7 protein-coding genes and 1 pseudogene are annotated in these 14,132 nt (G+C 62.8%); 4 read left to right on the forward strand and 4 right to left on the reverse strand.

Features of this window, described 5'->3' with window-relative positions; all coding sequences use genetic code 11:
• The first annotated feature begins 170 nt into the window (after positions 1-170).
• From HKK54_RS13895 to HKK54_RS13910, 4 genes are read left to right on the forward strand one after another with little or no spacing between them, the layout of a single operon-like run.
• Positions 171-1,574 (forward strand): GntT/GntP/DsdX family permease, encoded by a 1,404-nt coding sequence (locus HKK54_RS13895; protein ID WP_169387031.1) that lies wholly within the window; start codon positions 171-173, stop codon positions 1,572-1,574.
• Between the two features lie 15 nt (positions 1,575-1,589).
• Complete coding sequence (locus tag HKK54_RS13900; protein WP_010174223.1) at positions 1,590-2,450, forward strand: MurR/RpiR family transcriptional regulator; 861 nt, start codon at positions 1,590-1,592, stop codon at positions 2,448-2,450.
• 1 nt (position 2,451) lies between these two features.
• Positions 2,452-3,915, forward strand: coding sequence for an N-acyl-D-amino-acid deacylase family protein (locus HKK54_RS13905; protein WP_169387032.1), 1,464 nt, complete (start codon positions 2,452-2,454; stop codon positions 3,913-3,915).
• Between the two features lie 29 nt (positions 3,916-3,944).
• Complete coding sequence (locus HKK54_RS13910; protein WP_010174227.1) at positions 3,945-4,313, forward strand: glyoxalase superfamily protein; 369 nt, start codon at positions 3,945-3,947, stop codon at positions 4,311-4,313.
• Between the two features lie 172 nt (positions 4,314-4,485).
• Here HKK54_RS13910 and HKK54_RS33985 read toward each other — a convergent pair whose 3' ends face one another.
• From HKK54_RS33985 to HKK54_RS13925, 4 genes and pseudogenes are all read right to left on the reverse strand, one after another.
• On the reverse strand, positions 4,486-5,349 hold the full coding sequence (locus tag HKK54_RS33985; protein WP_442962335.1) for a methyl-accepting chemotaxis protein: 864 nt from the start codon (positions 5,347-5,349) through the stop codon (positions 4,486-4,488).
• A pseudogene (locus HKK54_RS33990) lies at positions 5,344-6,405 on the reverse strand (methyl-accepting chemotaxis protein); the annotation flags it as partial. The gene HKK54_RS33985 and the pseudogene HKK54_RS33990, both read right to left, overlap by 6 nt.
• 194 nt (positions 6,406-6,599) lie before the next feature.
• Positions 6,600-12,236: a membrane-targeted effector domain-containing toxin gene (locus tag HKK54_RS13920; protein ID WP_237151061.1), complete on the reverse strand. Its 5,637-nt coding sequence runs from the start codon at positions 12,234-12,236 to the stop codon at positions 6,600-6,602.
• Between the two features lie 69 nt (positions 12,237-12,305).
• A complete protein-coding gene (locus tag HKK54_RS13925; RefSeq protein ID WP_169389284.1) occupies positions 12,306-14,129 on the reverse strand; it encodes a CocE/NonD family hydrolase in 1,824 nt (607 codons plus the stop codon).
• Between the last annotated feature and the right edge of the window lie 3 nt (positions 14,130-14,132).

The raw sequence follows: 14,132 nt of genomic DNA on the forward strand, positions 1-14,132 counted from the left end.
CGGTGTGCAGTCTAAGACTCGGCCTGCGCAGTTGAGTTTCCAGCCCCGGCAATCTTCATGTAAGAACGCCCCCCGAATTTTCATCCACTGACCCTGGGCATATCCCTGTGCGACAGGGCTTATCCGTGGGCGAAAATTACTTTCATAAAAATTGAAAATCCACCTCGGTAATGATTTATGACTTTCACAACCTATTCGACGTGACCCTTTCCGAGGAGTACCGCATGGCCGCATCACCGGGGTATTGGCTGTTGATCTACGCCGCCATCGCCATCATTGCATTGATCGTATTGATCGCGCGTTACCGGCTCAACCCGTTTATCGTCATCACCCTGGTGTCCATCGGCCTGGCCCTGTTGGCCGGGATGCCGGCGGACACGATCATGGGCTCCTACGAGGCGGGCGTCGGCAAGACGCTGGGGCATATTGCGCTGGTGGTCGCGCTGGGGACGATGCTCGGCAAGATGATGGCCGAATCCGGCGGCGCCGAGCAGGTGGCGCGCACGCTGATCAACCGCTTCGGCGAGCGTAATGCCCACTGGGCAATGGTGTGCATTGCCTTCCTGGTGGGGCTGCCGCTGTTTTTCGAGGTCGGGTTTGTGTTGCTGGTGCCGATCGCCTTTACCGTGGCACGGCGAGTGGGCGTGTCGATCCTGATGGTCGGTTTGCCGATGGTGGCGGGCTTGTCGGTGGTGCATGCGCTGGTGCCGCCCCATCCGGCGGCCATGATGGCGGTGCTGGCCTATAACGCGTCGGTCGGTCAAACCGTGCTGTATGCGATTCTAGTGGGTATCCCGACGGCAATCATTGCCGGCCCCCTGTACGCCAAGTTCATCGTGCCGCACATCCACCTGCCGGCGGAAAACCCGCTGGAACGTCAGTTCATCGACCGCGAACCGCGCACCCGTTTGCCGAGTTTCGCCCTGACCATGGGCACCATCCTGTTGCCGGTGGTGCTGATGATGATCGGCGGCTGGGCCAACCTGATTTCCACGCCGGGCACCGCGTTCAACCAGTTCCTGTTGTTTATCGGCAACTCGGTGATCGCGCTGCTGGTGGCCACCTTGGTGAGCTTCTGGACCCTGGGCCTGGCCCAGGGCTTCAACCGCGAATCGATCCTCAAGTTCACCAACGAATGCCTGGCACCGACGGCCAGCATCACCTTGCTGGTGGGCGCGGGCGGCGGCTTGAACCGGATTTTGGTGGACGCTGGTGTCACCAATGAAATCCTTGGCCTGGCGCATGCCTTCAACTTGTCGCCGCTGGTGATGGGTTGGCTGTTCGCCGCGTTGATGCGCATCGCCACCGGCTCGGCTACGGTGGCCATGACCACCGCCTCGGGCGTGGTTGCGCCGGTGGCGATGGGCCTGGGTTATCCCCATCCGGAATTGCTGGTGCTGGCTACCGGTGCGGGGTCGGTCATCTTTTCCCACGTGAACGACGGCGGCTTCTGGCTGATCAAGGAATACTTCAATATGACGGTGATCCAGACCTTCAAGACCTGGACCGTGCTGGAGACCCTGATTTCGGTGGTCGCCTTCGGTCTGACTTATGGCCTGTCCTGCATTTTGTAACCCGGAGCCGAACCGATGGACATCCTCTACCAGATCCGCGCCCGCCAGGATTCCTTCAGCGCCGGCGAAGGGCGTATCGCCAAGCTGATGCTGGATGATGTCGGCTTTGCTGCGTCCGCCAGCCTGGAAGAATTGTCCCAGCGGGCCGAGGTCAGCACCGCGACCTTGTCGCGTTTCGCCCGCAGCGTCGGGTGCCGCGACCTGCGTGACCTGCGCCTGCAACTGGCCCAGGCCAGCGGCGTCGGTAGCCGATTCCTCGACCCGGCCGGGTTGCCCGAGCAGTCGGCGTTTCACCGGCAGATTCTCAGCGATATCGAGGCGACGTTGCGCCGGCACTTGTCCGGTTTCAACCAGCGCAGTTTTGTCGACGCCGTGAGCCTGCTGGGCCATGCGCGGATGATCCACGCGTTCGGCATGGGCGGGCCGTCGAGCCTGTGCAGCGACGAGTTGCAAGTGCGCCTGGTGCGCCTGGGCTACTCGATCGCCGCCTGCCACGACCCGGTGATGATGCGCGTGACGGCCGCCACCTTGGGCCCGGAGCATGCGCTGATCGTCTGCTCGCTGACCGGCATCACCCCGGAGGTGTTGGGCGTGGTGGCACTGGCGCGCAACTACGGCGCAAAAATCATCGCCATCACCCTGCCGGACTCCCCGCTGGCGCAGTTGGCCGATGTGTTGCTGCCGCTGCAACCGGCGGAAACCAGTTTTATCTACAAGCCAACGGCGGCGCGCTACGGAATGCTGTTGGCCATCGACGTGCTCGCCACCGAGCTGGCCCTGGCCATGCCGGACGACAACCAGGAACGCCTGCGACGGATCAAGCTGGCCCTGGACGATTATCGCGGCGGCCCCGACAGCCTGCCGCTTGGAGATTGAGATGAAGTACCACACGCTGATCCGCCAGGCTTTGATCATTGATGGCAGCAACACCCCCGGCTATGTCGCCGATGTGGCGTTGCGCGAAGGGCGTATCGAGAAAATCGGCGACCTGTCCCTGGACACTGCCGAGCATGAAATCGACGCCACCGGGCGCGTGCTGGCGCCGGGGTTTATCGACGTGCACACCCACGATGACACGGTGGTGATTCGTCACCCGCAGATGCTGCCCAAGCTCAGCCAGGGCGTGACCACGGTGATCGTCGGCAATTGCGGCATCAGCGCTTCGCCGGTGAGCCTGCGGGCCGATCCGCCGGACCCGATGAACCTGTTGGGCAAGCGTGAGGCCTTCGCCTATCCGCGGTTTGCCGATTACCGAGCGGCGGTGGAAAACGCTCACCCGGCGGTGAACGTAGCGGCGCTGATCGGCCACACGGCGCTGCGCAGCAACCATATGGACGACCTGCACCGCACCGCCACGCCCGGCGAAATCGCCGCCATGCGCGTGCAGTTGCAGGAGAGTCTTGCGGACGGTGCCCTGGGTTTGTCCACCGGCCTTGCGTACGCCAGCGCGTTCAACGCCGAGACCGATGAAGTGCTGCAACTGAGTGAAGAGCTCACGGCGTTCGGCGCGGTGTACACCACCCATTTGCGCAGCGAATTCGAGCCGGTGCTGGAGGCCATGGACGAGGCGTTTCAGATTGGTCGTCACGCCAGGGCACCGGTGATTATTTCCCACCTCAAGTGCGCGGGCGCCGGTAACTGGGGGCGTAGCCCGCAATTGTTGGCTTCACTGGAACACGCAGCGAAGACTCATCCGGTGGGCTGCGATTGCTATCCCTATGCGGCCAGCTCTTCGACCCTGGACCTCAAGCAAGTCACCGATGCGTTTCGCATCACCATCACCTGGTCGACGCCGCACCCGGAAATGGGCGGGCGGGACCTGCAGGACATTGCCGCCGAGTGGGCAGTGCCGCTGATGGACGCGGCCCGTCGCCTGCAACCTGCCGGCGCGGTGTATTACGGGATGGATGAGACCGATGTGCAGCGCATCCTGGCGCATCCGCTGTCGATGATCGGTTCGGATGGTTTGCCGGAAGATCCGTTCCCTCATCCACGGTTGTGGGGCGCGTTTCCGCGGGTGCTGGGGCATTTCAGCCGGGACCTTGGTTTGTTCCCGCTGCACACCGCGGTGCACAAGATGACTGGCTTGTCGGCGGCGCGCTTTGGCTTGGCCGAGCGCGGCGAAATTCGCGAAGGGCACTGGGCGGACCTGGTGTTGTTCGGCCCGTTGCGGGTGCGGGATGTGGCGGACTTCAAGGCGCCCCAGCGCGCGGCGGAAGGGATTGACGGGGTGTGGGTCAACGGCGTGTTGAGCTACAGCGACGGCCAGCCCAACGGCCAGCGGCCCGGACGATTCCTGGCGCGCAGCGGGGATTTGCGTAAAGGGTTCGCGGCTTTATAGTGGCCGCACTCAAACACGGAGCAATCGCCATGCACTTAGGAAAAGTCACCCCCATTCTGCGCAGTTTCGACGAGGCCAGGACGCTGGAGTTCTACGTCGACTTCCTGGGGTTCAAGGTCGATTGGCAGCACCGGTTTGAAGACAATTTCCCGCTGTACCTGCAGGTGTCGCTGGGGGAATGCGTGCTGCACCTGTCCGAGCACCATGGCGATTGCACGCCAGGCGCGGCGGTGCGGATTCAAGCCCAGGGCCTGGAGGCGTACCAGCAGCAGTTGCTGGCCAAAAACTACCGCAACGCCAAGCCCGGGATTGAAGACACGCCGTGGGGCAGTCGCGAAATGAGCATCAGCGACCCGTCGGGGAACCGGTTGGTGTTTGTTGAAGAAGTAGCGGTTTGAACCCGTTCTAATGTGGCGAGGGAGCTTGCTCCCGTTGGGCTGCGCAGCAGCCCCAAAACCAGGCGCCGGGTTTACCTGAACGGTCTCAGTTGTTTGGACTGGGGCCGCTTCGCGGCCCAACGGGAGCAAGCTCCCTCGCCACAGTTTGAAGGTGCTTGCGTTGAAGGTGTGTTTACACCCGGAAATGGCTGACCATCTGCTGCAATTGCCCGCCCAGGCGCGCCAGTTCCACACTCGACTTGGCCGTCTCGTCACTGGCCGCCGCCGTCTGTTCCGACACGTCCCGCACGTTCACAATGCTGCGGCTGATCTCTTCGGCCACGGCACTCTGTTGTTCGGCGGCGGCGGCAATCTGCTGGTTCATCGATTGGATGTTCGACACCGTACGGGTGATGTTTTCCAGTGATACACCGGCCTTGCGGGTCAGTTCGACGCTGCTGTCGGTGAGGCTGCGGCTGTTGTTCATCACGGCGGCCACTTGCTGGGTGCCGTTCTGCAAACCGGCCACCAGGCCTTCGATTTCTTCGGTGGATTTCTGGGTGCGCTGGGCCAGGCCCCGGACTTCATCGGCAACCACCGCAAAACCGCGACCGGCTTCACCGGCACGGGCGGCTTCGATGGCGGCGTTGAGTGCCAGCAGGTTGGTCTGCTCGGCCACGGCCTTGATCACGTCCATCACGCTGCCGATCTTGTTGCTCTCTTGTTGCAGGTGCGTCATGGCGTCGGTGGAGCGCGCCACTTCGGCAGCCAGACGTTCGATCTGGGCGATGGCTTCGGCCACCACCTTGTCACCGGCACGGGCTTCACCGTCGGCGGCCGAGGCGGCCTGGGAAGCTTGTTCGGCGTTGCGTGCGACTTCCTGCACGGTGGCCGTCATTTCGTGCATGGCGGTGGCCACTTGATCGGTCTCGATCTTCTGGCTGTTGACCCCGGCGCTGGTCTGTTCGGTCACGGCCGACAACTCTTCGGCGGCGCTGGCGATCTGGGTCACGCCGTCACGGATGCCGGTGATCAGTTCGCGCAGGGTCACGCCCATCCGCTGGATGCCTTGTTGCAGCACGCCCAGTTCATCTCGGCGGGTAACCTGCAGGTTGTGGCTCAGGTCGCCGGAAGCGATGCGCTCCACCACGGCCAAGGTCTCACGCAGTGGGCGGGTGATCTGGCGGGTGATGATCACGGCGGCCACGATGCCCACCAGCAACGCCAGCAACGTGCTGATCAGTTGCAGGCTGCGGGCCTGGGCGCTCTCGGCGTCACGGCGTTGCAGCTGGATGTCGTACAGCTTGTCGCTGATGGTGACGATATCGGCGCCCTGGGTGGTCATTTCTGCCCGGGCCGAGACGATGTTGGCGTTGGCCGCCTTGTAGTTCTGCACCGCACTGCGATAAGCGCCGAGGGCGGTTTCCAGTGAGCCGAGGGCGGTCTGTTGGCTGGCGCCGAATACGGCATGCAGGCCTTTCAAACCGTCGATGGCTTTCTCGATCTGCGCCGCCGCGCGGGCTTCGGTTTCGGCGTTGACGTTGCCGGTGTAGCCGCGCACTTCGTAGCGGGCCAACTGGAACTGTTCCTTGGCGGTGGCCACCGCCTCGAACTGGGCGAAGCGCTCGGTGCTGTCGGACATCTGGCGCACGCTGGCGTCCAGGGCGCTGATCTGCGCGTTGGCGACGTCGGCCTTGTCACCCATGACTTGGCGTGAGGCGTTGCCGTTGCGATAAGCCTCGCGCATTTTGTTCAAGGACTGCTGGTAGGCGGTGATGATCGCCTTTTGCTCGTTGAGCAGCTTGAGGTTGTCCGGGCTCTTGAAACTGTCCAGCAGCTTCTGTTGCTGGGCCGCAAAACTGTCGAGGTTGGTCTGTACGTTTTGCGCTACGGCTTCGTCACCGTTGGCCAGCATGTATTGCAGGCGCACGATCCGCAATTTGGTCAGCGACGCGTTGAGCTGGGTGATGTCGCTCATCCAATTGCTGCGGTCGATCAGGCCGCCCAGGCTGGTCCAGCCGGTGAGTGCGAGGATTCCGGTGAGCACCAGCACCAGGCCGAAGCCCAGGCCCAGTTTCATATTGACGCTGATATTGCCGAACCAACTATTCATCGAATTCCTCCAGGAACAGATTTGCGTGTGTGTGCTGGAAGAGCGCCCAGCGATGGGTTAGTACGGGTGTATCGGCAGCCCGGGCGAGAGCTGAAACGGTTTTTTCGTGGAGGCTGGATTCACTGATCGTGGCTGACGGACGGTCATTTTTTCGACGAGGGCGCCCCCTCCAGGGAAGGGGCGCCCGAGGAGCGTCAGTCGATTTTTCGCATTTGTTTGTGGGTTTCGATAAAGGTCATCAGGTGTTCCTGGGTGGCGAAGCGCAAGTTGTCGAAATGCCAGCGATTGACGTAATACCCTTTGATGTCGCGGAGTAGCGGGGTGTGGATCAATACGCGGTTGCGGTCCATATGGACGATCTCCTTCGCGTCGTCCGTGGCGCCCTGTATCAAGTAATCGCCAGGGCGCCTCAGGCGCTGTTGCAAGCCGCTCAGCGGGGTGGCGGCTGCGCGGGCTTCGACCGTTTTCCTGAAGTCATAGCGCACCAGCGGCCACTTCTGCTCGGGCGGCAATGTCGCGATGTTGGCGGGCTCCAGCGCAAACCCTTTGCCCGAGCCAGGCGGTACATCCGCAAGCAGCAGGCTTATGCCTTTGTTGAGGTCGGCGACTCCCGGCACACCGTGGTAGGTGTGAAGGTGTGTCTCGCCCACCAGCGCCAGCCACTTGTGCGGGCCGGCGCGCAACTGATCGGCTTTGATCACTTGCGTCGCAAAGTAGTTGAACATTGAGGTTCGAGTCGGGCGCACCCCGTCCACCCGCAAACTGGCGATGCAGTCCAGGGCGCGGATGCGTACTTTGTGTTTGATGGCCACTTGCACCAGGCTGGAGAAGTTATGAGGGCTGCTGGCGGGCACGCCGTGGCCGGTGTCCAGTGCGCGCAGATAGGCCCTCAGCTCGTTCGTCAGGATCCCGGTGCTGTGGGCAATATCCAGGTCGGCCTGATGCAGCTCGGTGGTGAGTTGCTCCAGGTACAGCGTCTTGACGTTGCGTTGGCCCGTCATGTGCTCCATGTGATTGCTCAGGAACGCTTTGCTCGATGTCGCACCATGGGACTCACCCACCACCAGGCCGTCGGCGCTCTCCAGTACCTGATCAATAAAGGCTTTTTCGTCGAGGGTTTCGGCGATCTCGGGCAGGGCGACGCGGGCAGGCGGGGTGTGCTCGCTGAAGAACTGCTGTGCGTCGTCCCGCAGTTTTTTGCGGGTGGTTTCGAAGGTCCTCTGTGCGTTTCGGCGTATGACGGCAAGTTCGGGGTAGGCGGTATTGAACATCGCTTCCTTGCTGCCCAGTGGCAGTGTGATCTCTTGGGCAAACAGTGGGAGGTGTTCCTCGGGCAAGTCAAAGCGATTGAAATGGCTGTGCTCCACCGCCGGCCCGGGGCGCGGCGACGGCGGTTCCAGTGCTTGCACGGAGGTACGCAACGACAGCTTCAGATCACCCTTGGCCAATGGGTCTCCGGGAATGGCGCCGGCCACGTCGGTGACCAATCGAGTGGGCTGACCGAAGGCGTCATCGACCCGCAGCGCAATGCTTTTTTGCAGGTCGGCCATACCCGGCGTGCCCCGGAAGGTACTCATGCGTTTGTGTTCCACCAGTGCGATCCAGCGCTCACCGGGAGCCTTTTCGATATCGGCGTTGAGCACGGTGTGGGAGTAGTAATTCATCAACGATACGGGACGCGTCGCAGCGGGCCGCGAGTCGATCAGGCCGAGGACGTTTTCCAGGTCGTAGCAGCTGGAGGCATTCAGCGACCTGATCTCGACGCCGTTCTGCATTGCGGCCTCCACCAACTTCCAATAGCCATGCTCACTCTCAGGGTCCATGAAGTGGGCTCGGTCGGTGGACTTGAGATGTTTTTTTGCCTGTTTGGAAATGCCCTTGGAAAACCGCGAGTGGGTTTGCAGATGATGCACGTCGCGCCACAGGTGTTCGATGTAGATCGCCTTGACTTGCAACTCCTTGAGCAGCGGCATGTGTTCGATCAGCAGCTGTTTGCTGGCGATGGAAAAATACGTTTCGCCAATCACCAGGCTCTGCGCATCGTCGAGCAGCCGTCGCAGGAGGTCGGCGGGGAGAATGTCTTGTGCCAGGTCCAGGGTCTCGACCCGCTTGACCAGGGGCGGCAGTTTTGCAAAAAAATCATCGGCATCACGGGTCAACAGCTGTACCTGATTCAGGTGCGATTCGAGGGCGGGATGCAACTCGCGCCGCATTGACCAGATCATGTGGGTATTCATCGAGTCGTCCAGGCTTTGTGCCAGGAGGAACATCGCCGTGCGGTCTTCGGACGCCAGGACGCCGGCGACGTTCTCCCCCAGTTTTTCCGATAACTCATAGGGTGTGCGGAGTTTTTCATACTTGGGCGTACCGCCGGTGACCCCGGCACGCAGCCATTGCCCGTCGGCCTTTTTGCTCACCAGTTTGCCGGTGGAGCGCAGTTGGTCCTGGACGGCGTCATACCGAAACAGCAGGAACCGCCCAAGGCTGTCGGGCGTTTGCGCGGCCCACAACGCATCGCCGCCAAACGCCACCGGCTGCATGCCGCGCAGCGCTGTTGGTTCGGGCGGCAACTGTTGGATCAGTGCCATCGCCTGTTGCTCCCGGGGCAGGCGGGCGATATGGCGCAAGGGTTTGTTGGCGAGCTTGCTGGCCGACAACAGCACCGGCCTAAGGTCGGTCAGGACCGCGCCGCCCGCGTTGAGCAGCGCACTCAGATAGTGGTTCAGGGCCGCTTGGGTGTCGCCGCGATTGTAGGCATGCAGGGCCAGCATGGCGTCCTTGAAAACCAGCAGCGTACCCAGCGCCAGGCTCAGGACCGGAAATGGAATCGTGGCGATGGCTATGGTCAGTTCGGCGATCAGGATAACCAGCTCCATGATCATTTCGAGCCGGCTGGTGGTGGTGCTCCTGACGTCGTCGAGCACGTGCCGCAGCGGCTTGTCGTATACGCAGAAACGCAGGTCACGCAGGGGTTCGAAGGGGCGGGGTACGTCGAAGACCGGTTTTGAGTAAACGCCGCGCCGTTGGGGCTCCAGGCGGTTCAGCAGGTCGCGCAAGGTTGACTCGAATGCCCTGCGCTCAAGGCTTGCCACGCGCTTGGTGTAGTAGCTGGCCATGCCGCCGACGTTTTTCAGACGCTCGTTGAATTCTTTTTGCGCGCGAAAATCGATGCCGTCCGGTGATTGCGGGGTGTACAGCAACGGCACGTCATCCAGGTGATGGAAGCGGTAGCAGCCGTCGATGACCTGCCCGCACAGCTCCAGCGGATATACCTGGTACAGCGCGCGCGTGGCAAGACTGCTGTCCCCCAGGCTGTCGATGCTCCTGATCAGCCAGGCCAGGTCGCTGCGCGCAAGATGACCTTGCAGGCAGCTGACCCAGGCGGCCTTTTTCATGCGCAATTGCGTCAGTTCCAGTGCCAGGTTGCGGCGCCACGGGTAGTGAGGCGCCAGGGGATCCAGCAGGGTTTTTTCCACCTGCATGATGTAGCGCGACCCGATCCAGGTACCTCTGACGGATTTGCTCACGGCCTCCGCGTTCAGCCGGCTCAGGTCAACGCCTGGGGGGCCCTTGAACTGCGCCATGGTGTCGGCGGCGGGGTTGAGGAAGCCAAGGCTGTAGTCATAACCGTTGCGGTAGAGCATGGTGTAGGAGACATGCTCGCGGGGCGTGATGACTTGTACCTGATTGGGGTCGACCGCCGGTGTGGGGTTGCCCAGCAATGTGTTGAGCGCCTTGTGCGCCGCTTCATACAGGTAGCTGTCGAAGTCCGGAAACTGCTCCGGGCTGCCAGGGCTGGCGCTATAGGCCTGGGCCGCGCCGGCAGCGTCTTCATCGAGGTCGGCAAGTGTCTGGCGATCAATCTTCGGCGCGCGGCTCAACCAGTCCGGGGTACGGTGCAGGTGTTCATCCGCTTGCATGGCCAGCAGGTTCTCGCTCATTTCCAGCAAACAATCCTGATAGCTGGAGGCCGGGCTGAGGATGATCATCTGATGCTCCAGGGTGTCCGGCCTGAAGCCCAGGGTCGATAGCATGAGGTTGTAGGTGGGGCGGATGCGGCTGACCAGTTGTTCAAGCAGGTATGTCTTTATCGTCACCGGCCGGGTGGGCGACGGTATCTCCTGGCTCCAGCCCAGAATGTGCGCCTGCAATTCCCGCTCGCTGCCAAAGGCCTGGAACTGCTCGGCGCGCGGTGCCTGGGGTGTACACAACAGCAAGCGTTGGGTGGCGCCCTGTTCGTCAAGGTGACGCATTACCCACAGGTCCTTGAGCGGCGCTTCGTGCAGTGCTACGCAACTGGCCTTCAGGGCGGCGGACGGGGTTGCCTTGAGGGTTTCAAACAGCTGGTAATCCGTGGGGCTGATGTGGTTTTGCAGCAGGGCACTGTAGGCCAGCGTCTGTAGCCGAGTGTCGACCATGTCTTGCATCGCGCGCTTGACCACTGTGGAACCGAGTGCGCGGGCCTGCTCGTCGGCAAAGTCAAAGCGTGGTTGCAGGGTGTCGAGCAGTTCGGCCAGGTACTGCGGGGTGACTGCGCTGAGCTCGGGCGGCAGCGGCTGGCCGGCGTAGGTCAGTCGGGTGTGCTTGAGGAACGCTGAGCCTGGCTGTGTATCGCCGACATGCAGGCCACGCACTGCCAATGCCGTCAGGGTGTGCTGTTGTTGATAGGAGTTGCCAGACATCAACGGCCGTTCGGTGCTGATCAGCAACTGCTCGGGCACCAGCGCCTGAATGTCCAGCTCCTGATCGAGGCGTTCGAGCAACTGCGCCCGCGCCAGGTGCTCGGGGGACGCCGCCGGCCCCAGCAGCGCCACCAGGTCCTCGCGCGCCTGTTCGTAGGCCTGCGTATGTCGCACCAGCGTCTGATGTTGCGCGTGGGTGGCGCGGCGAAACCAGTCCGGTGCGGCAGCGTGCAGCAGCTTGTCCAGCAGCTGCTGCGCACGCAGTTCCAGGCGTGTATCGAGGTTCCAGAGCGTGCAGCAGATCGCCTGGTCCATTTCGGCGGTGAGTTGGGCCACGCTGTGTGGCGGCGGGTTGCCGTTCAAGCCCAGCGCAAAGTCGATGTCCAGGCGCTGTTTGGCCTGCAGGGCGTTGTAGGTGTGTTCGGCCAGGGGCATGGAGTCGATGACGTTCAGTTGCAAAGGCCAGAGGCCCGCTGCGCGCAGATGCTGGTCGCGGCGGGGCAGGTGTTGCAGCAACTCCTGGCGCCAGGCGGGATGGTCCATGCGCTCACGCAGGGCGCGGTCCAGTAGGTTGAGCGAGGCGAAGGCCTCCAGGCCACGGGACGGCGTGAACAGCAGCACGCTGCCGACGGTGGTGTCTCCCGTCAGTAGGGTGACGGGTGTCTGCAAGGCGGTCAGGACAAACGCCCCGGCAAACTCGATGGTACGCCCGCGGTGGCTGAAACTCAGCGCATACATCGCGGGACGCAAGGGTGGGCTGCCGGGAATGTTCAGCACCAGGTCACGGTCGCTGGGCAATAACAGTTGGTCCTCCACCTTGAGGTGGGCCTCGGCTTCCAGCGCGGCCTGATGTTGATCGAGTATCCAGCGCTTGAGTACTCGGCCGTCGTGCACACGTTCCGTCTCCAGGGCCTCGAGTTTTTTACGCACGGCGAGATTGATGCGGTTGCGGTTCAGCAGGCCTTGGTCGCCATCGAGGACCCACTTGGCAGGCAGGGTGTAGGGCACTTTGGCCTGCTGGAGCAGGCGCTGCGCTTCGTCGGTCAGTTGGGTGTTGAGCTGCTCCATGGCCTGGAACAGCGCAGAGGGCTTTGTCGCCGATAGCTGGTCGAGTGACTGGCTGGGGGAATCGGAGGGTAGGGTGCTCACGGGGGAAACCTCGGGTGTTGGATAAAACCCGAGGTTGCGGGGTTTGAGCACCCGGCTGGGGGTACTTAGTTAATCCGCTGCCGGCGCCGGCAAAGCCTGGGCGGGCAGCACGGTGAGGATCAGGCGCGAGGCATGGTCGCGGCTCATATGCACGGTGTTGCAGGCCACCCGCGGATGCTGCGCCTGGCCCTGAGCCTCGCCGCTGTTGGGGTTGACGTCAAAGTGCGGGAAGTTGCTGCTGGCAATGTCCAGGCGCAGGCGATGGCCGCGCTTGAACAGGTTGCAGGTGGCGAAGGGCTCGATCACGACCTTGACCCGCTCACCGGGTGTGAGCAGTGTCGGCTGTTCCCAAGAGTCGCGGTAGCGGGCGCGGCGGATTCCGTCGGTGATGTTCATGGCATAGCCGTCGGGATAGACGTCTACCAGTTTTGCGGTGAAGTCGGTATCCGGCGCGTCGCTGTCGATCCACAGCTCGATTTGCAACGGGCCGGCGGCGACCAGGTCTTCGGCCAGGGGCGGCGTCTGAAAACTCAGAATGTCCTCGCGCTCGTTCAGCGGGCGGTTATCACCCCGCGTGCCGAAAAAATCAGCGCGCTCGCGTTGGTCGAACGCACCGCCGACGAACACCGGGCTACCCGAGGTCAGTGCGCCACCGAGGGTCGGCACGGGGTTGGCGGGGTCGGCGTGGTAACTCAGTTGCCCCTCAGCGTTACGTGGGCAGGTGTCTGTCAGCCGCCGGTCTTCCTGTAAATAGAGGGTCAACGGTTGGCTGCCGGGCAGCGGCCATTGGCGGCTTTCGAGCCAGCGGCCACCGTGTTGCAGGCGGCCCTGTTCGTCCCGCGCGCCGGTGCCGCCGCCCATCAAAAACACCTTCACGGGCGCGGGAGCCGGCAGCGAAGCGTCCTTGAGGGCGCGTTCGAACCAGTCCAGGCGACAGCTCAGCCAGTCCCTGGCGACCTGGCCATCGAAGGCGCCCAAGGCGCCGAATTCAACTTCGCCGCTGTGGGTGATGTTGCGATCGCCGTGCAGCCACGGGCCCATGATCAGTTGGTGCCGCGCCTGGGTCCCCGCGCAAAACGCCGAGTAATTGGCCAGGGTCGAACTCACGTAGGCGTCGTACCAACTGGACATGAACAGCACCGGGATATCCGGCAAATCCTGATAATGCCCTTCGGCGTAGATTCCCGGTGACTGCCAGTACGGCCCGAAATCACCCTGTGCCCATTGCTCCAGCAAATAGGCTTCGTATTCCGGCACATGGCGCAGCGGCGACTGCCCGGCCTGCCACGGCATGCGCGTGAACCACTGGTGAATATCTTCCTGTTCCAGCGCCTCAAGGATCGCCGGGTTTGCCAGCGCCGCCGGGCTTTCCTTGGCCTGGCGCCAGGCCCAGGTGGCTTGCTTGAGCTCGAATGCGCCGCCCTGGCGAATCCCGCATTGGTAGGCATTGGCGAAGCCGCCGCTGTCCAGGACCATGCTGCTCAGGCCGGGCGGATGCAGGCAGGCCATCGCCAGTTGGGTGTGGGCAGCGTAGGACAGGCCCATGCTGCCGATCTTGCCGTTGCACCAGGGCTGCTCGACGATCCAGGCCAGGGTGTCGAACCCGTCTTCGCCCTCGGCGGTGTATTTGATGAACACACCTTCGGAGGCGTAGCGCCCGCGGCAATCCTGGAAGATCGCGACAAAGCCCTGGGCCGTGAACCGCGCGGCCATTTGCTCGCGGGAGATGTGCTGGCCGTCGAGCTGTATTTCCGAGCGCGACGGTTTGCTTTTGTCGTAGGGCGTACGTTCGATCACCACCGGAAACGGGCCTGGACCGGGCGGCAAGTAGATGTCGGTGGCCAGGTGGATGCCGTCGCGCATGGCGATCATCTGGTTGTGCAGCGTCTGCATGGA

Source organism: Pseudomonas sp. ADAK13, assembly GCF_012935715.1.
Classification (GTDB): Bacteria; Pseudomonadota; Gammaproteobacteria; order Pseudomonadales; family Pseudomonadaceae; genus Aquipseudomonas.

Excerpts from the sequence above, each read along its gene's own strand:
- HKK54_RS33985 (WP_442962335.1), bottom strand. The coding sequence starts at position 5,349 with ATGGGCGTGACCCTGCGCGAACTGATCACCGGCATCCGTGACGGCGTG.
- HKK54_RS13905 (WP_169387032.1), top strand. The coding sequence starts at position 2,452 with ATGAAGTACCACACGCTGATCCGCCAGGCTTTGATCATTGATGGCAGC.
- HKK54_RS13910 (WP_010174227.1), top strand. The coding sequence starts at position 3,945 with ATGCACTTAGGAAAAGTCACCCCCATTCTGCGCAGTTTCGACGAGGCC.
- HKK54_RS13925 (WP_169389284.1), bottom strand. The coding sequence starts at position 14,129 with ATGCAGACGCTGCACAACCAGATGATCGCCATGCGCGACGGCATCCAC.
- HKK54_RS13895 (WP_169387031.1), top strand. The coding sequence starts at position 171 with ATGATTTATGACTTTCACAACCTATTCGACGTGACCCTTTCCGAGGAG.
- HKK54_RS13900 (WP_010174223.1), top strand. The coding sequence starts at position 1,590 with ATGGACATCCTCTACCAGATCCGCGCCCGCCAGGATTCCTTCAGCGCC.